The sequence below is a fragment of the Ruegeria sp. CDSA089 genome (genome assembly GCF_059612205.1).
This window is the reverse complement of sequence record NZ_JBXWQD010000001.1, coordinates 154,238-177,283: the sequence shown is the minus strand read 5'-3', so window position 1 is coordinate 177,283 and position 23,046 is coordinate 154,238. Positions and strand designations below refer to the sequence as shown.

At 59.1% G+C, this 23,046-nt stretch carries 23 protein-coding genes; 5 read left to right on the top strand and 18 right to left on the bottom strand.

The genetic code is table 11. The features are described 5' to 3' along the window. The 7 genes from AC2FJ6_RS00920 to AC2FJ6_RS00890 all read right to left on the bottom strand — a co-directional run bounded on the left by AC2FJ6_RS00920 (position 1) and on the right by AC2FJ6_RS00890 (position 3,429). Positions 1–513 carry a S26 family signal peptidase gene (locus AC2FJ6_RS00920; protein WP_496668158.1) on the bottom strand — a complete coding sequence of 171 codons (513 nt, stop codon included), beginning with the start codon at positions 511–513 and terminating at the stop codon, positions 1–3. Beyond that, positions 510–974, bottom strand: coding sequence for a DUF2840 domain-containing protein (locus tag AC2FJ6_RS00915; RefSeq protein WP_496668156.1), 465 nt, complete (start codon positions 972–974; stop codon positions 510–512). The genes AC2FJ6_RS00920 and AC2FJ6_RS00915 overlap by 4 nt, the downstream gene beginning before the upstream one ends. Then, entirely contained in the window at positions 971–1,255 is a 285-nt protein-coding gene (locus AC2FJ6_RS00910; RefSeq protein WP_496668154.1) for a helix-turn-helix transcriptional regulator, read from the bottom strand. Before AC2FJ6_RS00910 ends, AC2FJ6_RS00915 begins: the two co-directional genes overlap by 4 nt. 157 nt (positions 1,256–1,412) lie before the next feature. Then, positions 1,413–2,120, bottom strand: a complete 708-nt coding sequence (locus AC2FJ6_RS00905) for an abortive infection family protein (protein ID WP_496668152.1) — start codon at positions 2,118–2,120, stop codon at positions 1,413–1,415. A 185-nt stretch (positions 2,121–2,305) separates the two neighbouring features. Then, positions 2,306–2,737, bottom strand: coding sequence for a DUF2285 domain-containing protein (locus AC2FJ6_RS00900; RefSeq protein WP_496668583.1), 432 nt, complete (start codon positions 2,735–2,737; stop codon positions 2,306–2,308). A 112-nt stretch (positions 2,738–2,849) separates the two neighbouring features. Further along, positions 2,850–3,020 (bottom strand): transcriptional regulator domain-containing protein, encoded by a 171-nt coding sequence (locus AC2FJ6_RS00895; protein WP_496668150.1) that lies wholly within the window; start codon positions 3,018–3,020, stop codon positions 2,850–2,852. Between the two features lie 142 nt (positions 3,021–3,162). After that, positions 3,163–3,429, bottom strand: a complete 267-nt coding sequence (locus AC2FJ6_RS00890; protein WP_496668148.1) for a DNA -binding domain-containing protein — start codon at positions 3,427–3,429, stop codon at positions 3,163–3,165. 177 nt (positions 3,430–3,606) lie between these two features. Here AC2FJ6_RS00890 and AC2FJ6_RS00885 point away from each other — a divergent pair, with 177 nt between their 5' ends. After that, on the top strand, positions 3,607–3,840 hold the full coding sequence (locus tag AC2FJ6_RS00885) for a helix-turn-helix domain-containing protein (RefSeq protein ID WP_127772697.1): 234 nt from the start codon (positions 3,607–3,609) through the stop codon (positions 3,838–3,840). A gap of 40 nt (positions 3,841–3,880) precedes the next feature. On the opposite strand, the gene AC2FJ6_RS00880 is transcribed toward AC2FJ6_RS00885, so the two are convergent. The 9 genes from AC2FJ6_RS00880 to AC2FJ6_RS00840 form a co-directional block, all read right to left on the bottom strand. Beyond that, positions 3,881–4,216, bottom strand: coding sequence for a DUF736 domain-containing protein (locus AC2FJ6_RS00880; RefSeq protein ID WP_496668146.1), 336 nt, complete (start codon positions 4,214–4,216; stop codon positions 3,881–3,883). A 219-nt stretch (positions 4,217–4,435) separates the two neighbouring features. After that, a complete protein-coding gene (locus AC2FJ6_RS00875; RefSeq protein ID WP_371224233.1) occupies positions 4,436–4,600 on the bottom strand; it encodes a hypothetical protein in 165 nt (54 codons plus the stop codon). Positions 4,601–4,782: 182 nt separating this feature from the next. Then, entirely contained in the window at positions 4,783–5,253 is a 471-nt protein-coding gene (locus AC2FJ6_RS00870; RefSeq protein WP_496668144.1) for a hypothetical protein, read from the bottom strand. 124 nt (positions 5,254–5,377) lie between these two features. Further along, on the bottom strand, positions 5,378–6,304 hold the full coding sequence (locus tag AC2FJ6_RS00865; protein WP_496668142.1) for a DUF2493 domain-containing protein: 927 nt from the start codon (positions 6,302–6,304) through the stop codon (positions 5,378–5,380). Between the two features lie 350 nt (positions 6,305–6,654). Then, on the bottom strand, positions 6,655–7,701 hold the full coding sequence (locus tag AC2FJ6_RS00860) for a DUF7146 domain-containing protein (protein WP_496668140.1): 1,047 nt from the start codon (positions 7,699–7,701) through the stop codon (positions 6,655–6,657). Between the two features lie 208 nt (positions 7,702–7,909). Continuing rightward, a complete protein-coding gene (locus AC2FJ6_RS00855; protein ID WP_496668138.1) occupies positions 7,910–9,964 on the bottom strand; it encodes a ParB/RepB/Spo0J family partition protein in 2,055 nt (684 codons plus the stop codon). 135 nt (positions 9,965–10,099) lie between these two features. Further along, positions 10,100–11,293: a DUF932 domain-containing protein gene (locus AC2FJ6_RS00850; RefSeq protein ID WP_496668136.1), complete on the bottom strand. Its 1,194-nt coding sequence runs from the start codon at positions 11,291–11,293 to the stop codon at positions 10,100–10,102. Positions 11,294–11,496: 203 nt separating this feature from the next. Further along, on the bottom strand, positions 11,497–13,365 hold the full coding sequence (locus AC2FJ6_RS00845) for a UvrD-helicase domain-containing protein (protein ID WP_496668134.1): 1,869 nt from the start codon (positions 13,363–13,365) through the stop codon (positions 11,497–11,499). 3 nt (positions 13,366–13,368) lie between these two features. After that, a complete protein-coding gene (locus AC2FJ6_RS00840; protein WP_496668132.1) occupies positions 13,369–15,348 on the bottom strand; it encodes an ATP-dependent nuclease in 1,980 nt (659 codons plus the stop codon). Positions 15,349–15,612: 264 nt separating this feature from the next. Here AC2FJ6_RS00840 and AC2FJ6_RS00835 point away from each other — a divergent pair, with 264 nt between their 5' ends. Genes AC2FJ6_RS00835 through AC2FJ6_RS00820 form a run of 4 tightly spaced genes read left to right on the top strand, consistent with a single transcriptional unit; the run spans position 15,613 to position 20,561 of the window. Then, positions 15,613–16,437: a type IV toxin-antitoxin system AbiEi family antitoxin domain-containing protein gene (locus AC2FJ6_RS00835; RefSeq protein ID WP_496668130.1), complete on the top strand. Its 825-nt coding sequence runs from the start codon at positions 15,613–15,615 to the stop codon at positions 16,435–16,437. After that, on the top strand, positions 16,434–17,312 hold the full coding sequence (locus AC2FJ6_RS00830; protein ID WP_496668128.1) for a nucleotidyl transferase AbiEii/AbiGii toxin family protein: 879 nt from the start codon (positions 16,434–16,436) through the stop codon (positions 17,310–17,312). Before AC2FJ6_RS00835 ends, AC2FJ6_RS00830 begins: the two co-directional genes overlap by 4 nt. Before the next feature lie 49 nt (positions 17,313–17,361). Then, positions 17,362–19,128: an SIR2 family protein gene (locus AC2FJ6_RS00825; RefSeq protein WP_496668126.1), complete on the top strand. Its 1,767-nt coding sequence runs from the start codon at positions 17,362–17,364 to the stop codon at positions 19,126–19,128. After that, positions 19,125–20,561 carry an argonaute/piwi family protein gene (locus tag AC2FJ6_RS00820; RefSeq protein ID WP_496668124.1) on the top strand — a complete coding sequence of 479 codons (1,437 nt, stop codon included), beginning with the start codon at positions 19,125–19,127 and terminating at the stop codon, positions 20,559–20,561. The genes AC2FJ6_RS00825 and AC2FJ6_RS00820 overlap by 4 nt, the downstream gene beginning before the upstream one ends. A gap of 16 nt (positions 20,562–20,577) precedes the next feature. On the opposite strand, the gene AC2FJ6_RS00815 is transcribed toward AC2FJ6_RS00820, so the two are convergent. Both AC2FJ6_RS00815 and mepK read right to left on the bottom strand, forming a co-directional pair. Then, positions 20,578–21,891: a tyrosine-type recombinase/integrase gene (locus AC2FJ6_RS00815; protein ID WP_496668122.1), complete on the bottom strand. Its 1,314-nt coding sequence runs from the start codon at positions 21,889–21,891 to the stop codon at positions 20,578–20,580. A gap of 354 nt (positions 21,892–22,245) precedes the next feature. Then, a complete protein-coding gene (gene mepK / locus AC2FJ6_RS00810) occupies positions 22,246–22,815 on the bottom strand; it encodes a peptidoglycan L,D-endopeptidase MepK (RefSeq protein ID WP_170769780.1) in 570 nt (189 codons plus the stop codon). Between the last annotated feature and the right edge of the window lie 231 nt (positions 22,816–23,046).

Here is a 23,046-nt window from a genome sequence, read left to right as displayed (position 1 = left end):
TCAGCCCTCCCGTGTCCAGATCGGCACTGCGCGGCCGATGATCGTGTTGTTCGGAAGCGGCCCGAAATACCGGCCGTCGAGGCTCCCTTCGGTGTCGGGATTGAGGAAGAAAAGCTGATCGTCGGTGAGCTGCTGGCAGCCCTGCCAGATGGGTAGTGGGCGGTCGAAACGGTCGTGTGTCTTGGCGGTCGCGACTGCAACGCCATCGATGCTGATCGTTACGCCGGTGCGGCAGACGCGCTGTCCGGGAAGCGCGGCGACATGCTTGATGAGCGGCACATCGGCGCCGAGATAGCCTTGCTCCAGGAGCCAGTCGCCGAGCGGTGATGGCGGTTCGAGCACGACGAGATCGCCGACATTCGGCGTGTCGAGCTGCTGCACGGCGTAGAAGCCAATGGGCACGCTGGCCGACGCGTTCCACACGAGGATCGGGTTGGCGCGAATGATCGCGGAAAGCGCGATCAACGCGATACCGGCGCCGCCGATAAGAAGCGAGGGGCGCGCGCGTTTCATGCCGCCAGCGCCTGTCTCTTTAGCCAGGCGCCATGCCGAAACGACGTGTAGCGGCGCGGCTCGAGATTGCAGCTGAGGCGGTTATGGACGTGCCGCCAATGGTCCGGACAGACGTCTTCCGGCGCGATCTTCTCCGCCTCGATCTGATCGATCGAGAGAAGTACCGCTTCGACCTTGGGCCAGCCGGACAGCCGCAACAGAGACACCCCGCCAGGCGTGACAAACGGCACCGTCGAATAGCGCTCGCCGGGACAGGCGGCTTGCAGGATATCGATCCGGCTCTCGACCGTGCCGTAGTCGTTCGCAGCCCAGCGGACGAAGGCGAAGATGCCGCCGGGATCGATACCGACCACGCGGACCGACCGGCTTCTGATCGTCTCCTGAACGATCCGACCGAAGCGCAGCCAGCGTTCGATGCGGTCTTCGACCCACGTGAGTTCGATGGTCGTGCGCGCGCTCACGAGCGCTTCTCGCCGCTATAGGCTGGCGAGATCGCGGCATGGCGTTTCGCAGGGAGGACGGTGTCGCCGGTGTCGTCGGAGGTCGAGTTTTTCTCGCCGCGGCTGACCCAGGCTTGCAGATCTTCGACCGCGTAAACGACGCGACCGCCGATCTTCGAGTAGCGCGGGCCGGTCCCGTAGGTGCGGTGTTTCTCCAGCGTGCGGCCGGACAGACCGAGAAAACGGGCGGCTTCAGGGGTTCTGAGATAGCGCGGCGGCAGGCCGGCATTTGGATCGGGCATTTGGGGCTCCTCTGGTCATCGCGGGTCCGTCGCGGGATGCGAGGGACGGCTCGTGGCCAGAGAAGCGGAGAAGAGCGCCCGGGAGGGATGACGAAGATTTTCGCGCGGAATCGTCACCCCTGAAAATCGGGATACGCGTATGCTCAGACAGTAATTTTCAGAAGCGAATGTCGTCTTGGGATCGCGGACGGCTGCTCTCGATCCGTTCGATGAAGGCCAGGGAAGAGAGTACGCAGTCGATCAGAAACTGCGCTTCGGATACCGACAGCAGGTCATTGTCATGCGCGAAGGATCGCTTGTTGCGTGCGTCGTTGAGACTTTCGAACAGCTTATGCTGCACGCGTAGGGTCGGTAACGCGAACTGCGTGACCTCGCCTGCATCGCGGAGAAGTTTCCCATAGGCGCCGAAAATCGCATGAAGCGGTGTCTTGGCGTCGACGGGCTGGCCGCGTTCGGAGAGCAAATGGCGGAAGCGTTTGACGCAGTAGGTATGCACGCGATCAAGCGCGACGTCGGGCTTCTCGGCAACCAGATCGTTTGCGATGGCGGCGCGTAGCTTCGGCAGGGTCGTGTCGCGCGAGAAGTCGGTCAGCGCATCTTCGAGCTTCATGGTCGATGCGGCCTCGAGTTCGTCTGCGAAGCGTTGAAGCCAATCTGCGAGGCGCGCTTCTTCTTCTGCATCGTCCTCGCGGTAGTCGGCCAGGCTGCATCGGTAGTCCCAAAGCGCGCGCATGACTTGGGCCACAAAGCGCGGTTCCGCCACTTCGACGAAACCGCGCAGCGTCTTTCCCTTGCTGTGTCCTTCGATCTGGAAACGCTCTTGGAAGATATTCAGATCGAACGTCTCCTCGAACCATTCGGCCATCGTCCGGTCCGAGAAATCGAGAACGTATCCGCCACCGCTGTGAAAAATCTGATCGAAGATTGTTCGCGATTTCGTAGGCAGACGGCGCGTGCGACCGAGAATGCGCGGAGGGCTGACTGAAGGTTTAGACTCGATCGACATGATTTTAGAGTATCAGCCCGATAGCATGCCGCAATCATTTGGCATTATTTCGTTTTTCCGCGCAGAAGCTGTTTGAAACCCGCTTCCGTCAGATGCCTGCCGTAGTTTGCAAGACGCGCGACCTGCGCTTTCAGAGCGCTCGTCTTCCAAGGTTCGGCGGCGACCCGTCGTGCGCCGAAATAGGTCACCGCAATGTCGCGCAGACGCACCCCCGATTGCCGCGCATCGTTCGTGCGCAGCGCATGACCGATGCGTTTACGCCGTTGAAGGGTGAACAGAGCGCGCGGTATCTGACCACCCCAGACGCGCCTAAGGCGCTCCGCGGTGGCGATCCTAATCGACCAGTCGGGCGACCATGGGACGATGAAAGCGCGCGGCCGTTCTGCGGTCAATTCATCGTCGGAAACGACGATCAATCCGGAACGAATGCGGGTCCAATAGCGGCCACGGGCGCCGCGCCTTGCTTCCACGATCACATGATTCAAAGCCGTTGGCTCTGCGTCGCGGAGTGTCCCGGCCGTCATCAAAGAGGTCACGGCTGGTGCAATAGAAGGTCGCCAGTAGAGTTTCGCGTCCGTCGCCTTGAGCTCAGGATCGACCGGGAAATCGTAACCCCCAAGCGGCCGCCTCGTTCTCGGTCATGTTCGGAAACGCGGCCCGGTAGTCGGGATTGCGCCTGAGGCATTCCCAAGCCAGGCCGGACGCATCGAGTTGTTCGATGTAAGCGTAATCGGTTTCGTCTCGCCAGTTCGTCGGCATATCCGCTCTCCCACTGTTACGCGCCGAGCGTCAGAAGCTTTGGACTCAGCAATATGCTCGCGTTAAACGGGAAAGCGTAGGGAGCCGGGCGGCATAGAGTGATGCGCGAAAAGCATCACGCGTCTGCACGCTTCTTGCAGCTTTATGGGTTGGTCAGAAGCTCACGGTAGCCTTGCTCTGCGACCCAATGAGCGCGCACGAGATGATTGTCATGCACGCGTCTGGCGCGCTCCGGTTCGTCTTCGGCGTCGATCCCGAACAGGTGGTGCGCGACTTCCGAAAGCGCCGCCCCATCGGCTTCCGCGTCGAGGAGGCGTGCGTAAAGCTTGAGTTGGGCGCGGTCATAGTCGGTCAGGTGGTCGCTGTTTGGCGGGGTATCGGTAAGTTTTCGACTAATCTCACTGCTCATCTTATCCCCCATGAGCACCGTCGATGCCCATATGGTTAATGCCTCATTTACATGGCTTCGCGCAACTGCCGCACGGCTGAAAGGCTGCATTCCCGTATCTGATCGCTGAACGACGTGGCGTAGAGCGTGCATTATAATACGTCGCACTAAAATACGCGATAGGTCTTTTGTCGTCGGATGGATATCCGGCAGATTTTTGGGAACAATCTCAAGCACTACAGAACCTTAGCTGACATGAGCCAGGCGGCATTGGCCGTGAAGATGGGCGTGGATCGCGCCCATGTGAGCTCGATGGAGCGCGGCCAACAGAACGTCACCATCATCACGCTTTGGCACGCCGCGCTGGCGCTGGAAGTGCGGCCGGATCTTTTGTTGAGGGAAAGCGCTACCGAGGACGTTGAACAGACGTAAGCCCCGCCCGGTGTCCCAGGCGGGGCTGAGGTCGCGGTGCTCAGTCGCCGTTCTTCCGGCGTGCCCGGGACCAGATGAGGCTGAAGGTCTCTTCGCCGCCTTCGACGACCGTGTCATCGAAGAGGTTGGCGTAGATCGGCTGTGTGAAGCTCGGATCGTCCAGCTTGAGGCTCAGATAGTCGCGGCTCTCGTTCGAGCGCTTCGACCAGGCGGCGCCGATCTCGGCGCGGCCGACGAAGACCCGGTGGGAGGGAGCGTTCTCGCCGGAAGTGCTTTCCTCAGGGACGATACGGACGTTCTGCGCCTGCACGTTGAGGGTGACGATTTCTCCGACGTATTCGTTGCCGATCTTCTTGAAGGTTCCGATGGTGGACATGTCATTTCTCCTTTGGCTTTCGATCCCGCGCCCATCGCGGTCTCGATGGCGATCGTCAGGACCGGGACGATCCGCCGACGCAGCCCTTGGCCCGCAGCGCCAGCGGAGGACGCCGGGGGCGGTCTTTCTTGGACCCGTCAGGGTCGTCCCGCGAGGAATGGGCGATAGCCCAGGGGAAGAAAGTCCGAACCCGGCGTTGCGGCTGAGGCGGTCGAGGCGTCAGCCGATCCCGGTCAGATCAGCCCAATGAGAGGCCGTGACGGACGCGGGTGACGAGGGCATGGGATGAGAAATGACCGCCACCCTCGGACCGGGCAATCCATCGGCAATGTCGGTCGGAGAAAGACAGGCTCTGGCGTGCAGAACGGCGTAGAGCATGTTCATCGACAAGCTCTCCCGGCATTGCGAGAATGCTCCCTCCCACTGAGGCTTGGAAGTGTTTGATATGCGTTGTGCTTGGTCGAGGCGCTTTAACGAGATCAAACGCGCTCAGCCGAACGCCCATATCCGAGCTTCGGCCTGACCTGCGCTATACCGTGATGTCAGGCTTTCTGAAACGGCAAGTGTCAGCGATCGTTCGCGAAAGGGCTCGCCTGGATGGCGTCTATGTGCTGCCCATCATCCTCGCCAATAGGACCGGCGAGGCTTGCGATCCGCACCCAAGCGGTGCCTGCGGTGACGATCCCGCCGATGATCGCGAATGCCAGTGTCCAAGTTTCGGAAGCACCCCCGATCTGCGACAGGCCCTTAATCGCGGAAAAACCGGCGACGCCGGCAGGCGCCGCGAAGAGCGCGCCGACGGCGAGACGGATGGGGACGGACTGGACCTTGGCGAAGACAATCTGGCCAATGAGATAGGTGAAGACGGCGGCAAACATACCAGCCACTAATGCCGCGATCACGCCCGCCTCGGTGTCGTAGACATACATGCCGACGCTCATCCCGACAAAGGCGGGGAGCGCGTAGACAGCGAGTGCGAACAACACCCAGACGAGGAAGCCGAGGCCGATGACACTTAGGAAGGCTGATACGAACATGGGCGGTCTCCTCTCATGGGATGCGCCTCCACCACCGCCACGGCGCTAGTGAAGCATAGCATAGCTGCGGTGTTCACGGAATATTCCCCCTGATCGCATCGCGATGCGATATGCGCATCACGGGTCATGACGACACGCCGTTTTTCGCGCGGAAATCGTAGAGCGGGATGCCGAGCACCTTGGCCTTGTCGGCGAGATTGTCGGTGATGCCGGAGCCTGGGAAGACAATCAGACCGATCGGTAGCGTCTCCAAGAGGAGATCATTGCGCTTGAACGGCGCGGCCTTGCCGTGGCGGGTCCAATCCGGCTTGAAGACGATCTGTTGGCAGTTGCGATTGTCGGCCCAGCAGGCGGCTATGCGTTCGGCGCCCTTGCGCGAACCGCCATGCAGCAGCACCATGTCGTCATGCTTGGCGCGCACCTTGTCGAGGGCCGCCCAGATGGCACCGGTGTCGGCCACGTCCTGCCCGCCGGTGAAGGCGATCTTGGTGCCGGTGGGAAGCAGCGGTTCGAGCTCGGTCTTGCGCTTGGCATCGAGATAATCGCGGCTGTCGATCATCGCGGCGGTCATATGCTTGCGATCCACGTGACTGCCGGAACGCGGATGCCAGGTCTGGCCGAGATGGGCTTCGAAGTGCTCGGCGGCGAGATCGCGCATGCCCTCATAGGCGTTGCGCTGTTCGGTGAGAGTCAGCCCTTCGGCGATCAGGCGTTCCAGTTCGACCGAGCGGACTTCGGATCCGTCCTGGCTGCGCTGCGCGCGCCGTTGCGCCTGTTCGTTGTCGTCGAGCTTGCGGTCGCTGCGCGTCGCCATCCGGTGGAAGACGTTGGTGGTCGACCAGAGCAGGTCTTCGAGATCGGGTTCGAGCCGGGTGTCGCCGAGAGCGACGACCAAGGCGTCGAAGATATCCGCGATCGCGCCTTCGACGGTTCCGGCGTCTGGGAGTGGCCGCGGGTCGGGTTCGTCGGCAAACGGTCGATGTCCGAAGAGCTGCAACTCGTCGAGGACGAGGGCTGTGGCGGAGCGGGTGTCGGGCTCGTGCTGGGTCATGGGTGAAAAAGGCCTCTTTGTCGCTGACCGCGCCTCGCGCGGCCTTCATGGGTGACGGAAAGCGGGACGCGACCGGGCCTGCACCGACGCAACTCTCCACGAAGTGGTACTTCGTGTGGACCTCGTGGCTGCGTCGGCCGGAGCGTCAGCGGAGGATGGCGGAGGCGACGCCGTTTTGGATCGCGATGCAAAGTCGAGCTTCGCTCGGCGGCGGAAAACGGTGTCGCCGCAGCCATTGCCGGACCGGGCGGGTTCCGCTCCGGCTCGCCCCTCTCGGGAAGGCCGACGGGCGCGGCTCTTTGGCGAGGGCTCATGTCGCCTGTCCAGCTGACGAGACCCGGTTCTCTGCTTCAGTCGGGGTCGGCTGCGAGCAAATTCGGAACATCGACCGGCACGAGCTGTGGACGCAAGTGGCTGCGCATCTCGTTGATGCCGCAGTTCCGGAGATCGCCGTTGAAATCGTCGAACATTGGGCGCAGCGGCAGGAGGTGCAGGTCACGGTCCGCCAAGCGATCGGTTAATGCGTTGAAAGCCGTCCGTCCCGCCTCGTCATTGTCGATGGAGACATACAGTCGGCGAAGATCGGTCGGCGGATCGAACGCTGCGAGATGATTGCCCGACAGCGCCGCTGCAATCGGCAGACCGGCAAGTGCCAGCCTCAGCGAGAGCATCGTCTCCAAGCCTTCGCCGACGGCGAGAATGTCGGTCGGTGATCCGATCCTGACGGCGTGGCCGAGCAGATTGCCCATCGCCTTGCGGTTGGGAGCGAGCGGAGCTTTTTTGGTCGTCTCCGGGTCAAGCCAGGTCCGATGTACGCCAGTCAGCATTCCGGTAGTGTCGGTGACTTTCGCAAGTAAGGCGGGCCAGGATTCGGGTGCGTCGTTGGGGTCCGCGTCCTCTCGCCAATAGTAGCAGTTCGGATGGAATCGAAGCGCGCTCACGCTTCGAAGGTCTTTCAATTTGCGTGCCGAGAGATAACGCTCCGCCAACGTGCCCGCGATCGGCTGACCCATCGCCCAAAGCCGCCGTGCCGCCTCGGGCGATCCACGCGCTACCGGCGTCTGGGGCTGTCTTGCGGGCGGTTCGGGACGTGGCAGGCTCAGAAAGCGTCGTGCCTCGTCGAGCGTGTCGCGGAGTGTGGAGAGATTGAGATTGGCTGCTATGAGGTCGAGCAGATCACCATGTTCGCCGGTGGCGGCATCGGTCCATTTGCCCGCCGCACCCTTGCCGCGGGTCGGCCCAGAGAGACGGATATAGAGGCTGCGACCAGGAGTGTTGTCGACGTCGCCGACGACCCAGTAATTGCCATGCTTTCGACCATTGGAGAGGTATTGGCGGCACACAGCCTCGGCCTCGCGGCTCAGCTTTTGCGATAGGTCCGTTGCGGGACTGTCCATGTCGGTCTCCTGAAAAATACACAAAAAAAGGGCCTGCCGCGTCCGACAGGCCCCAGGGTGAGGGAGTTGGGGGAGCGTCTCCCTCGGTTGGTGGTCGCCAACTGCTCGAAGAATTGGGCGAAGGCGGCTTCGGCGACAGGTTGATCATCACCCAATCGGGTGGTTCGAACCATCGACCAAGAGCCGCCGAACGCCTGCCTTTGTGCCCTCACTCGGCGGCTTGGAGCGCGACCGCTTCCTCGTCGTCCTCGACGGCGGGTTCCTCTGACGCGACATCGCCATCATCGACGATCTCGAATTCCGGCTCGTCCGGGTCTTCCGCGAGTGGGGCCGTGCGCAGCGGTTGCGGGAGCCAGCCGGAGCCAGCCAGCAGCTCTTCCGCTGCCTCGACCATGTCGGGCTTCTTGAACCCGGCGATCCGGTCGGCGTCCTTGTCGCCCTTCGCCTCGCGGACGGCGGCGAGGATCTGCGCCTTGGTCACGCGACCGAGATAGCTGTCGGCCGTCGGCGTCCAGCCCGCCTTCACCATGTCGAGCCCGAGCGTCGATGCGAGGATATCGGCATGTGCGATCTGGCGCGGCTTGCGGTGGTGCGGCTCCTGCACGGCGTTGACGGTCATCGCCACGCAATGGGCGAAGAGCGCGTCCCGGCTGTCGCTGTCCCACTCGGTCAGCGCATCCCACAGCTCTTCCGGTTGCTTCGGCAGATTGCCCGCCCAGGTCTCGATCCCGAGATCGATCGACTGAACGTAAGCAGCGTCGCCGAGGTTCGGGGCTTGCGATCCAAACTGCGTTGAGCGTGGGCTGATCTCGACGCAGCTGTCTTGGCCGCAATGGTAGAAGAGCTGCAGGACCATCGCGTGCAGGCAGGCGAGCATCGCTAGCTGCGGATCGTTCGTCAGCGCATCGCGCAGCGCCATGGTGCGATGAACGGTCAGTTCGCAGACGAGGCGATCAGACAGCGGCTTGGTGACGTCATCATCCTCGTCCTCATCTTGAACCGTCACCGGATCGGGTGCGTCAGTGGTTGCATCGTCCGTATCGGGGTCGACGGTCGTGCCCTCCGGATCGTCCTCGGCTTCGACTGCCGGTTCGTCCTCGGGCCGGACGTAGCCGCGTTCGACCCGCAATCCGCCAGAGCCGTCGATGCTGACGAATGCGCCCGCGATGGCGTAGTCTTCCGCCTCGAACCGGATCGGACGGTTCTGCATTTCTTCCATCGCCGTCTCGATCTCGCCCAGCCGCGCATCGACTTCTTCGGGAAGTTCATCCGCCTCGGCGTAGTCATCTTCGAGCTTGTCGTACTCGGTCTTGAGTGCCTCGTAGGTCTTCTCTTCTTCCTCGCTCATCGGCTCCGCTTCGCCGCGAATGCGCCGAAGGTCGTAGGTGTGACCGTAGGGAAAGTCGGTCGCAACCTCGATCCACTTCCAGCCTTCGGCCCGGATGGCTTCCGCCTCTTCGTTCAGCTTCTCGCTGACCATGGTTTCGAGCAGGGCGGCGTCTTGCAGCCAGCCGCCATCATCGGTCTGGAACAGATCGCGCAGCACCTCGCCACCCGCTTCGACATAGTTGTCGAGACCCACGAATTGCGCACGCCGGTCGGAAGCGCGCACTGCGCCCTCGGTCAGCATTCGGCGGATTTCGTAGGGCTGTTTGTTGTAGTGCTGCTTGAGCGCGTCCCAGACCTGTTCCTGGCGCTCGTGGTCGGGATTGACCGTGAAGGCCATGAGTTGGTCGAGGGTCATCTCCTCTTCGGCATAGGCGTCGAGCAGTGTCGCCGAGATGGCGGCCAGCTTGAGGCGTTGCTTGACGACATTGACCGAGACGAAGAAGGCCGCGGCGATCTCTTCCTCCGACTTGCCCTTCTCGCGCATGGCCTGGAAGGCACGAAACTGATCGAGCGGATGCAGCGGTGCGCGCTGGATGTTCTCGGCGAGGCTGTCCTCTTCCGCCAGACCTTCGGTCCGCACGATGCACGGCACGGGCGCAGTCTTGTTCAGACGACGCTGCTTCACGAGCAGTTCGAGCGCGCGGTAGCGCCGCCCGCCGGCCGGGATTTCGAACATGCCGGTTTCCGCGCCATCATCGTCGAGGACGGGCCGGACCGTGATCGACGACAGGAGCGTGCGCCGGGCGATGTCCTCGGCCAGTTCCTCTATCGAGACGCCGGCTTTGACCTTTCGGACGTTGGACTGGCTCAGAACCAGCTTGTTGAAGGGAAAGTCGCGCGAGGCGCTGAGGGTGATCTTTTTGGACTTCGTCATTAGATTTCTCCGCGACGGGCGGCCATGAGACTCTCTCTGACCTCCAAACCCGTCGCGAAAACCACGGCCCACCTCTTCCTCTCCGGAAGCGATGGACCGTGGACGGAGCGTAAGGACCGAAGCGGAACGGCGGGCCTAGGCGGCCGCCTCCAGCAGCTTCTTGGCACGGCTCTCCATGGTGAGGCGCGCATCCTGCTGAGGTTTGGCCCGCGCGACAGCGGTGATGCCCTGCACGAAATCGAACACGCTCTCGGGCGGGCGGCCTTCCTCGGCGAGGACGGTCTCGACGATCTTGCCGGTCTCCGCCTTCGAGAAGCCGCGCTTGCGCAGAAAGTCGATGCGGTCCTCGTCGCTGCGCGCAACGATCCGTTCACGTGCGGAGCGAATGCCCTGGATGAAAGGCTGCGGTGAAGAGTCGGCGAAGTTCGCGAGCGCAGGTGCTGCTTCATGCGCGAAGCGGTTGGCGGCGTATTTGGAATGCCGGATGCTGATCTCCTGGAAGTCCTCGACACCCCAGAGATTGCGGTTCTGGCAGACGGCGCGGAGATAGAAGCTCGCGATGCCGAGCGTCTTCGCCCCGACCTCCGAGTTCCAACAGTAGAAGCCGCGGAAGAAAAGGTCGGGCGAGCCATCGGGCAGCGTGCCCGCCTCGATCGGATTCAGATCGTCGACCAGGAAGAGGAACACATCGCGATCGGACGCGTAGAGCGTGGTCGTGTCCTTGGTGACGTCGACCATCGGGTTGTAGATGCCGGTCGACCAGTCGAGCACGCCCGGCACTTTCCAGCGCGTGTCGCCGACGCCGTCGCCCGCGATGCGCTGCACAGCGGAGACCAGCTCATGGTCGTAGATGCGGCCATAGTCCGGGCCGGTGACGGCGCGCAGTTCTGTGCGGCCATCGGCGACTTCCATCGTCTTGACCTGCTCGACGCGATGATTGGTGAGGCCGTATTGCAGGTTGATGCCCGCGAGCGGTGCCGGAAGTTGGCGCAGATAGGCCGCCGGCGCGCCGACAAGGCTCGCAAGCTGGCCGAAGCTCCAATGGGTCGGCGCGACCGGCGCCTCGGCGTCCGGCAGGACAAGCGCGAGCTTCTCGGGTTCGTCGCGATGGGCTTCGACGCGGATCGCTGCGCTTTCGACCGTCCGCGTCCGGCTGCACTCGGCGCGGCCTTTCACCGAGGCGTAGAGCTCCGAAAGAGAGAGATATTTCTCGTCGTCGGGCCGGGAAAACCATTCGGACGACACCCGCTCGTTATGCCCGCCGCGGGACACATCCACCTTGTAGCCGCCGCTCTCGGGGCGGCCGTTCATGATCTCGATTGCAGTCATAGCTGATCTCCAGGACGGGCGGTCCGAGAGCCTCTCTCTCGACCTCCAAACCCGTCACGGCGACAGCCGCAGGCCTCTCACTCTAAAGGGGGCGTTGCGGGGTCTCCCCGCAGAAGGGGTCGGTCGAGACTACAGGCTCGGCCGCAGGGGAAGGCTTTCCCCTCGTGGATTATCCTCATCCGTCGAAGTCGTAGAACCGCCTGTCACATTGATTTCGGACCAGCAATCCTCTCAACACCAACCTTGCCGATCAGATCATCGACATAAGAGAGACGTGTCCCTCGACTTCTGCAGGAGGTGAAAAAGACGCGTTGCATAGCGCGCGTGAACGCAACGAAAAACGCCCGCATCTCTTCGCTGTCCTCCGGCTCGAACGCCCACCAAGTCTTGCTGTCGAGCCCGAAAAAGATGACGGTGTGAAATTCCAACCCTTTGCTTTTGTGAATGCTCATAAGCGGAACCTGACCAACGCCGCCGCAGTTGTTGGCGACGGCCGCCCAATCAGTTTCGCCTTCAGCAGATTCTTTCAATAGGCATGTCAGTCCGTCACGAGCACGACGATAGTCCTTGTCACGACGATAGGACGGGACAGTGGCTCGCAGTTCAGTCTCGCCGACAAATTCCAGGATCGATTGGACGAGGGTTGTGCATGATGCGTCGGATGGCGCATTTGCCGCCATATAGTCCCGCAACTCAGCGAGCTTGGCTCCGAGTTGGTCTTGTAAAGCCTCCTGGTCGGCCTCGCTGTCTGGGTCCAAACCCCAAATGATGGACAGTCGCTCGGCGCTCGCGTGCCAGTCCTCGGGGGCTTTGTGGAACGCGCCAAGTCGGATCAGCGCCATTACGCACTGTGTGACGTCCTCGGTGAGAACATCCTGAATTGCGATACTGGCGCCCTCGGGATTGCGGGCAATGTTTCGAAGACGCACTCCACGTGACGCGAGTGATGGTCCGAGTTCGTCCTCAAGTTCATAGGGTTTGAAACGGACCAGGACGGCGCAGTCTTCAGGGGCCATCTCACCGGAATCAATAGCGGTGGCGATCCAGTTCGCGACACCGTCACACTCTGACGCTCGATCATCATACGCCCAGATTGCGCAGACGTCGCCGTCGACATCCTTGACGCGCTTGGCCTCGGGTTTCGCAGAGGCGGCTTCGAGCGATACGGCGATTGCGTGCTGAATCTCGACTAGTTCTGGATGAGAGCGCCAATTGGAGATGAGCGTTTCCTGCTTGGCGCCGAAATCGGCCGCAAATGTCGTGAACGCATTCGGCATTGCGCCTGCCCAAACCATGATCCGCTGCTTGTTGTCGCCAACGGCTGTGAGTCGAGCGTCGCTGTTCAAGAACAGAAGTTTGAGTAAGTCATATTGACCAAACGTGGTGTCTTGAAACTCGTCAAGAAAGACGAACGGGTAGGTCGCTTGCAGTCCAGCAACCAGGCGCGGGTCATGCGACAGAACGAAGTCGACGAGCCGGTTGATCATCGGGAAGGTCAGCTGTGTCAGGTTCTCGTCTCGGTAATACTCAGTCCAAAATCGCGTGAGGACGTCCTTCCATTCTGGGTTCTTGGGGTTCAGGGTTGCGATCGGAAGCTTGCAGCGTGCAACGGCTTGTTCGAGCGTTTTGCCGGACAGATGCTGATACCCGTGGCGCGTCAGGAAATCGTTCCAATCTCGAAAACCGGGAAAGGCAATCTCGTAGTCAGGGGACGGCGTGTACGGAGCCGGGACAAGAGCGCCGAAGCGATCAACAAGGCCTTTTGAGAAGGCGTCGAAAGTCAAAGAATCGAACCGGCCTGAAAGTTCTGGTCCACAGCGCTGCCGCACGCGATCTTTGAGGTTCTTGGCCGCGTCGCTCTTGAAACTGATAGCCAGAATTCTGTGCGGTGCGCGGCAAATGCCCGTGGAAAGCAGGTAGTCTGCCTTCTGTGCGAGAAACTCGGTTTTCCCTGCGCCTGCGCTGGCTACGACACATAGGTTGTGGTCGTTTTCGCGGATGGCGTGGAGCGCTGCGGGTTCAAGGGAGGCGACGCCCTTCGGCTTCCATTGTTCTGATTTGATGATCGCCATACTTTAGCCGAGATGCTGCTCGATTTGGTCAAGCAAGGCGTTAAGCTCTTCCGGTGGTGATTTCAGATCTTTCCTCTTGATGCGTTTCAATGCGGTCAGATGCGCGACAGGTTTGCTCTTTGATAGAAAGAGATAGGGATACCAACGAAAAAGATCGTTCCAAGACTCGTCATAGTAGTCGGGATGGCCAGTTTTTTTGAGCGTGGTTTTTTTTCGCTTTACGGCAACATCTTCGGATTTTCCCGGTCCGTGGCCCCCAGGTGTGGGCCGCGAATAGGCATCATGAAATTCCCAAAGCATCGAAAAATCGATGTCGATCGGCTCTGAGAAGAAGACGTTGCGTGCCCTAAGCGTTTCCAGCCAATACCTACCTTTAGTTTTGCCGGCCTTGTCGTCGTATTCGATGTCGATATCGTCATCAGTTAATTCATCAATGTCGTCCGGATCGATTTCGCCGCTTGCAACATGCTCGCAGTCACCGAACTCGACCCCGAACCCGAGCAGTTTTTCGACAATGCTGCGGATCGCGGCAGCCCCGCCATGCTGTCGCCCGTAATCAAGATCGAGCAAAGTGATGTGTGGGATGGAAAGGTCTTTGAGCAAACGCCAGAAATGTTCGACATGGCGCCCACCCAAAGGAACGATCGGACAGAAGGCCTTGTCGAGATGAAGGCCGCGCGCTGCAGCAAGCTTCGGCAACACGATCTGCTCGGAGTCTCCTTCGCCAAGCACGACGAGCTTCGCGAAGTAAAGCTCCGGATAGGCCCGCACGGCTTGCCGCACATACTTGCCGGCTTCTTCGGTCGCAGGCGGCAGGGTGAGTGCTCTGATCGAGCTTTGTCCGGTCTTCGCGTCGAGGCGGCAATAGCGAAGCGTTTCAGGCTTTACTCGGGAAAGGATCGACGCGCTATGGCTGGACAGCATGACCTGCGCCGTATCCATCTCAGCGATGTCCTCGCAAAGGTCCATGATGCGGGACAGGAAAAACGGCGAGAGCGAGTTTTCCGGTTCTTCGATCAGGAGCATAGTTAGAGGAACGTGTTTTAGCTGCGTGGGCTCAAAGGGCGACTTGTCATCGGACAGAGCGAGTGCGTCCTGTTCGATCTCAAGCAGAGCCGCTGTAAGAGCGATCTGGAACAAGGATTTCTGCCCATCGCTTAGCCGCTCAAGCGGACGATCTGCGCCAGATGCGTCCGGCGAGAATTTCACATCAGCATGCCGAATAATCGCTTCGAAGCGGTCCTCGGTGAGTTTCAGGATTGGCTGGGCGTGCGTTCCAGCTTCGTTGACCTGTTGCCATCGTTGGGACAACCGTTTGCTGATGAACGTCACCGGCGGTTCTTTCTGAAACGCATCCTGAAGCTGTTCCGCATTTTCTTCGGTTTTCTCTTGCAACGCCTCGGACCAACGGGCGGCGCGCCAGAGACGTCCCCGGAGCAGGGCCTTCACCTGAGAGAGCGAGCCGCGATTGGCCGGGACATAGACGACTTGGATGGCCGATCGCTGAGCGGCGGTCAGCGGCTTGCATGCGTCCCACTCGTAGTCGTCGTCCGTGCGCGTGATCCATCGAATGCTGGATTCCACGACACCGTCGGGCGTCCCATCGTCGACCCAAACAGCTTTCAGAACAATCCTTGCCTTCAGCGGATCATCGGGTCCGCTGGCTGACATCTGCGTCCAGAACTCAGCAACAGCAGCGCCGGCCGCATCGTCGTCAAGTTCCGGGAAAGAGAAGGCCGCCTCCAGATGAAGTCCACACTCGTTCTCAACATCGTCCGCGTCGACGGGGAGGTGAAAATCAGATTTTTCGATCTTTCGTGCTGAGCCGCCGAGCCCAAACAGCCGGTCGAGCGCTTGGAAGACAGCCGTTTTTCCTGAGCCATTCGCACCAATCATCGCCGTCACTGGATCGGTCATGTCTAGTTCAATTCCGTCCGGACCGAAGCACTGGAAATTTTTGACGATCAGTGTGTCTAGCTGCATGATTTGAGTAGTCCTTTGGAGCACTGAAACTTCTTGTCGGGTTAGGTTTCGGCGTTTGATCTATTACGCGAGCGTCATGAGCGTTCCATGATACTCAAGCTTCAAAACCACCGCCTTGATCTTTTGATCACTGTCATTCTGTATCATACGCCGCCTTTGGAATCGTATGCCAAGCTCCGCGTTCTTCGCGGACTTAGCCATATTGAACTTGCTCGCACTGCAATATCATATTAGAAAGTCGGCTGGTAGAGCGGATTTTGCAATATGATACCCGAGCGCATCACCAGTTTGGCGGGCTATGTTGAAGAGTTGGCGTCGAGCGGGCGTACCACCTTCACGCGCGAGGATGCGATGGCGGCTTTGGGGGTTAGCCACGGAGCCTTCCTAGACGCAGCCGCGCGCCTGAAGAAGCGGGGTCATGTCTTCGCACCGCGCCGCGGTTTCTACGTCATCACGCCCACACGTTATTTAAAGTGGGGAGCGCCTCCGCCAAGCTGGTACATTGATGCGATGATGAAGGATGCGGGGCGGCCGTACTATGTCGCGCTCCTGAAGGCCGCAGAAATCCAAGGGGCGGCACACCAGGCAGTCATGGAATTTCAGGTAGTAACGGACCGGCAGTGGAAGCCTATTCGTGCCGGGCGTTCCAAGCTCGCCTTTTACTTCCGCAAAGACATGGAAAGCATCGAACGGGGGGTGGAGCGAAGAAAGACCGATACCGGTTCAATGCGAATGTCGTCGCCAGCGCTAACGGCACTGGATTTGGTGCGCTATCCACATGCGAGCGGCGGCATCAGCCATGCCGCGAGCGTGCTAAACGAGCTTGGCGCCGAGATTGATCCGACGCGTCTCGACGCGCTGGTGCCGAAATTCGAACGGTCGGTTGTCCAGCGCCTTGGTTACCTGCTCGACTTGTTGGGCCAAGAAGAGCTTGCAGCCTGTTTGGAGAGACACCTCCATAATGGCAATGTGCCATGGGTGGAGCTTGAGCCGCGCGAGGGTAGCGTCATTGCTGCCAGCGAAGAGCGGCAACGCAGCTCACGCTGGCACATCGTCGTCCGCCGTCCAATCGAGGTCGATGACCAATGATCCCCGAGACGAACATCACGGCTTGGAGCATTAAAGCTCCATGGGCTGAACCGAGGCAGATCGAACAGGACCTGATCATCTCGCGCGCGTTGGTCGAGATCTTCAATCACGACCTTCTAAGTACCGAGCTGAGATTCCGCGGCGGCACAGCGCTCAACAAGGTCATCTTCCCGGAACCTATGCGGTACTCAGAAGACATCGATCTGGTGCGGACGACAGCAGGCCCGATCGGCCCGCTTCTCGATGCAATGCGAGAGGTATTGGAGCCGTGGCTGGGACAAGCCAATTATGCCGCAAGTCCGGTCGCGCCGAAGCTGCGCTTTCGTGTGCCAGCTGAGGATGATCCCGACGCGCAGCTCCGGCTGAAGGTCGAGATCAATATCGCAGAGATCGAAGCGTTCGATCCGCCGGTATCAATTCCGTACACTGTCGAAAATCCATGGTTCACGGGTAAGACGACCATAGCGTCCTTCTCTTCCGAGGAGCTATTGGCGACAAAGCTTCGCGCATTGCTACAGCGTGATAAGGGGCGCGATCTTTTTGATCTCGACCATGCGTTAGATGCGCTTCCCGAACTAAATCTCGATCGGGTTATTGAGTTGTTTGTCCGATATCTTGACCAACAGGGTCAGGCTATCTCGCGGGCAGAGGCTGAGCAGCGGATGCTGGCGAAGTTCGCTCGACCTGACCTGCTGGGTGATATTCGCGCATTGCTGACCCCTGACCGTGCAGATTCGCTTGATGCCGCTGCCGGTCGAGCGGTGTTCCTCAGGGTATTCACAAATATGATTGCTCTAATCCCCGGGGATAGGTGGGCGCGTACTGATGAACTGGCTGAGACCTTGGGTTTGCCTGAAATCACTGGGGTGAACTGATGTCCGTGCGTGTCTATGTTTACTTCGATATTGTATTGGGCAAGATATTATGAACCAAGCAGAGTTTGCGCGAATATTTTGCGAGCGCCCCGAAAGCTTCTCATGGTTCCTTGGGGCAGGCGCATCGCGTAATGCCAATCTTCCGACTGCAGAAGATATCATCACAGACTTGAAACGACGGTATTATTGCAGTGAGGAGAACCAAAACTTCTCGACAAAAGATCTACAGAACGACGCGGTAAGGGCGCAAATTGAAGGCTACTTGCGTTCACGCGGATTTCCAGAGCGCTGGTCTTCTGAGGAATACACGACGTATTTTGAGACGATTTTCGGTGAAGATCGCGAGCGTCAACGGAACTATATCTCGAGTATTTTGGCGGAAGATCGGGTTAGGTTGGCCGTAGGCAACCGCGTATTTGGCGCTCTGCTGGCTGGCGGTTTGTGCCGCATGGCGTTCACGACCAATTTTGATCCGGTTGTCGAAAAGGCCGTTGCGGAGATATCTGGGAAGCCGTTGTCAGCCTACCACCTTGAGGGCGCTCACAACGTTGTATCGGCGCTGAACAACGAGCAGTTCCCTATCTACTGCAAACTGCATGGAGATTTTCAGTACGACAGCATCAAGAACTTGTCTTCCGATCTGGCATCTCAGAACGCGCAACTCTCCCAATGTATGACAATGGCAGGGGCGCGATTCGGCTTTGTGGTCGCCGGATACTCGGGCCGAGACGAGAGCGTGATGGCTCTGTTCGACGCCATATTGAAAGCGCCCAACCCGTTTCCGCACGGACTCTATTGGATGAAGATGCGGGGCTCGACGCCGATTGACGGCGTCGCGTCGCTTATGGAGGGCGCAAAGGCCGTCGGGGTTCGCGCCGAATTCGTGGACATTGAGACTTACGACACAGTTATGCTTCGACTGTGGCGCAATCTTCCCAATCAGCCAGAAGGGTTGGATGCGAAGGTACGCAAAGGTCGAGCGGGGACTGTCCAAATCTCGGTGCCGGAACCGAAGGGAACCAAGCCGCTTCTGCGGTTCAACGGCCTACCAGTGACCAAAGTCCCCACGACATGTGCCGAGGTAAAGTTGAAGACCACCTCAAGCTGGGAAGCGATTGCCGACCTCAAGCGACAGCCGGAAACCAGTGCGATTCTCACCTTTGACGGCAAGGTCCTGGCTTGGGGTGGGCGACAAGATATCGAAGATACTTTTGGTGCAGAGTTTCTTGGTAAGAGTGAAATGACGTTCGATCCCGGCTGGCGAGCGGGCTCACGGCTTCACATTAAGAACTTTCTCGAAGAGGGACTGGCGCGTGCGATCTGCCGGGTGCGGCCGCTCCTCCAGCGGCGGCAGGGGTCGGGAGTCTCTTTGATCGTTGATCATAAAGCGCTGGATGTTGGCATCCTGGAGGACTTGCACCGCGAGACCGGCAAGGTGACCGGATCCGTTCCGGGTTTGTCCCTACCGGCTACTGAGGAGCATGAGGCAGTTCACCAAGTTCACTTCGCTGAGGCGGTGCATATGTCGCTTGGCTATGCGGACAATCGGCTTTGGCTACTTCTGAAACCTGATGTCTGGATATGGCCAAGGTTTGCGCGCCAGCATGCAACGAACTTTTTGGATAAACGCAAGGCTGACCGACGGAATGATAAACATGATCGACTACTTTCGGCTTGGATCGGAATCCTGTCGGACCATGCGGGGAGAGATGTCGAAGTGACCTTCTCGCCGTTTGATGGTGATACGGGATTTTCGAACCCAGTGTTCAGCTTCTCGACGCAGACAGGTTTTGCGATGAAGAGAGGCAGGACATGACTGATGCGCTCCCAGCATATTCAATCGCTCCTGAACCGGAGCTAGTTTTTCATGGTGGAAGGACGGACCGGCATCCTCTACGCGGTCTCATCAATCACGGCCCATTCAGTCTCAGATTCGGCGCTCCATCGGTGGTCCGATTCGCAGTTGTTGCTCCTCAAGCCGACCTTGCCCGGATCGACGGGCTAGTCCGTGAATTGGGCTCACCGGCAAAGCCGAAAGAGGCGCCAGCCTATTATCCTGAGTATCCAGGCTTCGAAACTCTCATGCGCACGCCGATTGCTGATGTTGATGACGCGATGCGTTTTGCGCTGCCCGATGAGTTGAACCGGCTTGCGGCGGCGCGCGATAAGATGGGCTTGGCGCGCGCCTTGCTGAACGAGGTGATAAAGCTTCGTGCAGAGCGTCATAGGTTCGATGTCGCCTTGGTGTACCTGCCGCGCGCCTGGAGTGATTGCTTTGAAGGCGAAAGCTTCAATCTGCACCACTTTATCAAGGCCTACTGCGCGCCGACCGGCATTCCTATTCAGATACTGAACCAGGAAAGCTTTGATCGATCGTGCAGGGCTAATGTGATGTGGGGTTTGTCTGTTGCGCTATTTGCCAAAGCCCGTGGCGAGCCTTGGAAACTGACAGGGCTTGATCCTCAGGAAGCCTTTATTGGCATCAGCTACGCGACACGACGAAAAAATGACGGTAGCGGTCAGGAATACACGACCTGTTGCAGCCAAGTGTTTGATCCTGACGGAACGGGATTTCAGTTTGTGGCCTACGATGCCAAGGAGTTCACTGAGGATCGCCGTCACAATCCGTATCTTTCCTATTTCGAGATGCAGTCGGTTCTGGCGAAGAGCCTGCATGTCTATCAATCGGGCCATGTCGGGAGGACGCCGAAGAAAATTACGATCCACAAGAACACCGAATTCAAAGAGGAGGAGATTGAAGCGGCGCTCGATAGCTTCAATGACGGTACGGAGGTCGAACTTGTACAGATTGTCCAATCCACTGATTGGACAGGTCTGCGATATACCTCTGGAAAGTCGGCGCAGTACGGCAATCCGGCTGAGAAGCCCAAACCCTATAATTACCCAGTCGAACGCGGGACATACGTGCCAGTGTCATCATCTGAGGCACTCGCTTGGTCGCAAGGCAGTGTCCTAGGCGTTCAGCTGCAAAATCCACGCTACAATGTCTACAAAGAGGGTGCCCTTAAACCAACGCCGTCGCCGCTATTGCTGCGACGTTTCTCTGGAGATGGAGGCTGGCATGAAACTGTCAGCGGTATCCTTGCGTTGACCAAAATGGATTGGAACAACAATACACTCTATAAGAAGCTTCCGGTAACAATGGTTTACTCGGGCCGCTTTGCCGAGATCATTCAGCAAAATCCGGAGCTCGTGGACCAAGTGTTTGATTTCCGGTGCTTCATGTGAAGGATATTTTGTCGGGCTATGCGCTCGATTGAGCAATGAATCTGGAAAGAGCTTCGCGCCGCGCAGTCCGATCAAGCGCATAGACAGTTCGTTCATATTGGGCACCGTCAAGCAGCCCATGTATGTATCCGGCCACCGTATCGGCCGCCATGACGAGCACGCTATCGAGTGAGTGGATATACTTGCTCGTGATCGAGTGGGTGGCATGACCGAGGAGCGTGGCGACCGTACTCTCGGTAAATCCAAGATCATTCGCGATGCTGGCAAAGCTGTGTCTCAATACGTGAGCTGTGAGGTCTGACAATTCAGAATCGCCAAACATCTTCCGCCATTGCCTTGGCAGTCCGCCATAGGTGTCCGCCCCGCGCTTGCCTGGAAAGACGAAGTCGGTTGTTGCTGTCTCGCGGAGTGTTTCCAGCAATTCGATGGCCGGCAGGCCAATTGGTCGGACGGAAGCGCCTTCTTTAGAATCTTCCAGGCGCAGGCAGCTATTCTCGAAGTCCACCTCGCTCCATTTCAGCGAGATGATCTCACCACGGCGACAGCCTGTTAGAGCCAAGAGGCGGGTGATGCCGACGGTCCATGCCAGGTCGGCGTCTTTTTCCGCTTCGTTCAGCATGCGTCCAAGTGCGCGAAATTCGTCCTCGCTCAACCTGCGGTCTCGCACTTGATCTTTAGGCTTTCTTATACCGTGAGCTACATTGTGTTCGATGATCCCCATGCTGATGGCATAGGTGAGCATCGAGCCGGTCAGACCTACACATTTGCTGGCCGTGCCTCGGCCGCCCCGCAAGATGGACTTGCCGCGCTTCTTCGTTTTCCTCACCGCCTTCGTTTTCCCGGCGATGACGTCGTTCATCATTTTCGTCACATCGGCCTTGGTCAGATCCTGAACGCGGCGCTGTCCAATCAGGGGTATGATGTGCCCACGCAGTTGGCCCTTGTTCACATAGATCGTTGATGGTCGCTTGGGGCGACCGCCTTTGCCCATGATCAGGCCAGCGTCCATCGCTTCGATGTAGCGTTCAGCAAGCTCACTCACCGTCATCGCGTTGCGGTCAGCCTGCCTGGCTTCGGCTGGGTTCTCGCCTTGTGCGATCTTGCCGAGTTGGACTCTAGCTTCCTTCCGCGCCGTGTCCGGCGTCCAGATACCATGAAGCCCTATACTGTAGCGGCGCGATCGACCAGCAGCCCGGTACTGAAGAACGTAACTGCGCTTTCCTGACTTGAAGACGCGCAGCCCGAAACCGGGCAGTTCGTCATCCCAGATGACGTAGTCTTTTTCTCGAGCTTCGGCCGCATCCACGACGCGCTTGGTGAGTTTTGGCATGGGAAGTCGCACCTTTCCGGTCGGTCCCGCGTAAGCACTGCGTAAGCAGTAGGGCGGAAATCGCGACCTGTATTTGGATAGAGACTTCGGCGGAGCGCTTTAGAAAAGCAATGTCTTTCAACGCTTTATCGTATAAAGACGTGCTCTATCGCATGTTTCGGATAGGTACTATTAAATCCTCCGAAGGCAGAGGCCAGAGGTTCGAATCCTCTCAGGTGCGCCATTCTCCTTTGAATTTTCCTATTCGCTCGTCCGGTCGATTGAGTCCGAACAGGGGATGCGCACACATAGAAAAAACCGCCGGGTCTTGGGGGCCGGCGGTCGAGAATACGGGTTGGTTTTCTATGTTGGTGCTTACCCGCCCCAACTACGGATATCGCCACAATCCATGTGTACGAAATTCGAACGATAGTATTTGCCCACACCCCCCGCACGGCACGACATAGCGGCCTTGGCCATCTGCGAGACTGACCGCGACGACAAGCGCAGGTCAGCGGCCTGACCCTTCATATGAAGTGAGTTCTTGGCCACACGGCGCGACCGGGATCGAAGCATCGCGTTGGTCTGAGGTGAGCGGTAGCCGGACAGCAGCGTATAGGGTTCGTCAACGTCCAGCAGGTTATGTGAGGCCGCCATGATGTCGATGGTGCGCAGGTCCATGTCCTTGACCTGATCCGTCCGCCAGTCCCGCATGAAGTGGTTCACTTCTTTGACAGCATCCTTGATGTATTTCCCATCGACCCAATATATCATATCGATACGCTCGCCGGTGCGACCGGAATACATACGGATACGACGAATATCGCCGCCACCGCGGAGGAAACCTGCTGCGTTGGAATATGTCGGTGCTGCAACCACTGCCGTTGCCGCAAATGCGCCCAATAGGGCCCGCCGGGTCATACCCGAGGAACTGCTCGTCGTCATTTTATGTTCGTCCCGTACTGTTCCTGCCTGCACACGATGTTACGTGCGCGTTCTTAATTTTTTCCCATCCCAAGTACGGGTTTTATGGCACAGACGCAAAATCCAGCCAAGAAGTCTTTCATATTCATCTTTTCAAGGGGGAATTTTCGGCAGTTTTTTGCGCAGATGACACAAATGCGTATAATTTTCAGGCGCCAAGGGTGAGCGGGACTGTGGTCGATGCAAACGCGC

Excerpts from the sequence above, each read along its gene's own strand:
- AC2FJ6_RS00825 (WP_496668126.1), top strand. The coding sequence starts at position 17,362 with ATGAACCAAGCAGAGTTTGCGCGAATATTTTGCGAGCGCCCCGAAAGC.
- AC2FJ6_RS00895 (WP_496668150.1), bottom strand. The coding sequence starts at position 3,020 with ATGCCGACGAACTGGCGAGACGAAACCGATTACGCTTACATCGAACAA.
- AC2FJ6_RS00880 (WP_496668146.1), bottom strand. The coding sequence starts at position 4,216 with ATGTCCACCATCGGAACCTTCAAGAAGATCGGCAACGAATACGTCGGA.
- AC2FJ6_RS00830 (WP_496668128.1), top strand. The coding sequence starts at position 16,434 with ATGATCCCCGAGACGAACATCACGGCTTGGAGCATTAAAGCTCCATGG.
- AC2FJ6_RS00820 (WP_496668124.1), top strand. The coding sequence starts at position 19,125 with ATGACTGATGCGCTCCCAGCATATTCAATCGCTCCTGAACCGGAGCTA.
- AC2FJ6_RS00815 (WP_496668122.1), bottom strand. The coding sequence starts at position 21,891 with ATGCCAAAACTCACCAAGCGCGTCGTGGATGCGGCCGAAGCTCGAGAA.
- AC2FJ6_RS00850 (WP_496668136.1), bottom strand. The coding sequence starts at position 11,293 with ATGACTGCAATCGAGATCATGAACGGCCGCCCCGAGAGCGGCGGCTAC.
- AC2FJ6_RS00920 (WP_496668158.1), bottom strand. The coding sequence starts at position 513 with ATGAAACGCGCGCGCCCCTCGCTTCTTATCGGCGGCGCCGGTATCGCG.
- AC2FJ6_RS00835 (WP_496668130.1), top strand. The coding sequence starts at position 15,613 with ATGATACCCGAGCGCATCACCAGTTTGGCGGGCTATGTTGAAGAGTTG.
- AC2FJ6_RS00845 (WP_496668134.1), bottom strand. The coding sequence starts at position 13,365 with ATGGCGATCATCAAATCAGAACAATGGAAGCCGAAGGGCGTCGCCTCC.
- AC2FJ6_RS00890 (WP_496668148.1), bottom strand. The coding sequence starts at position 3,429 with ATGAGCAGTGAGATTAGTCGAAAACTTACCGATACCCCGCCAAACAGC.
- AC2FJ6_RS00910 (WP_496668154.1), bottom strand. The coding sequence starts at position 1,255 with ATGCCCGATCCAAATGCCGGCCTGCCGCCGCGCTATCTCAGAACCCCT.
- AC2FJ6_RS00875 (WP_371224233.1), bottom strand. The coding sequence starts at position 4,600 with ATGAACATGCTCTACGCCGTTCTGCACGCCAGAGCCTGTCTTTCTCCG.
- AC2FJ6_RS00855 (WP_496668138.1), bottom strand. The coding sequence starts at position 9,964 with ATGACGAAGTCCAAAAAGATCACCCTCAGCGCCTCGCGCGACTTTCCC.
- AC2FJ6_RS00860 (WP_496668140.1), bottom strand. The coding sequence starts at position 7,701 with ATGGACAGTCCCGCAACGGACCTATCGCAAAAGCTGAGCCGCGAGGCC.
- AC2FJ6_RS00905 (WP_496668152.1), bottom strand. The coding sequence starts at position 2,120 with ATGGCCGAATGGTTCGAGGAGACGTTCGATCTGAATATCTTCCAAGAG.
- AC2FJ6_RS00865 (WP_496668142.1), bottom strand. The coding sequence starts at position 6,304 with ATGACCCAGCACGAGCCCGACACCCGCTCCGCCACAGCCCTCGTCCTC.
- AC2FJ6_RS00840 (WP_496668132.1), bottom strand. The coding sequence starts at position 15,348 with ATGCAGCTAGACACACTGATCGTCAAAAATTTCCAGTGCTTCGGTCCG.
- AC2FJ6_RS00885 (WP_127772697.1), top strand. The coding sequence starts at position 3,607 with ATGGATATCCGGCAGATTTTTGGGAACAATCTCAAGCACTACAGAACC.
- AC2FJ6_RS00870 (WP_496668144.1), bottom strand. The coding sequence starts at position 5,253 with ATGTTCGTATCAGCCTTCCTAAGTGTCATCGGCCTCGGCTTCCTCGTC.
- mepK (WP_170769780.1), bottom strand. The coding sequence starts at position 22,815 with ATGACGACGAGCAGTTCCTCGGGTATGACCCGGCGGGCCCTATTGGGC.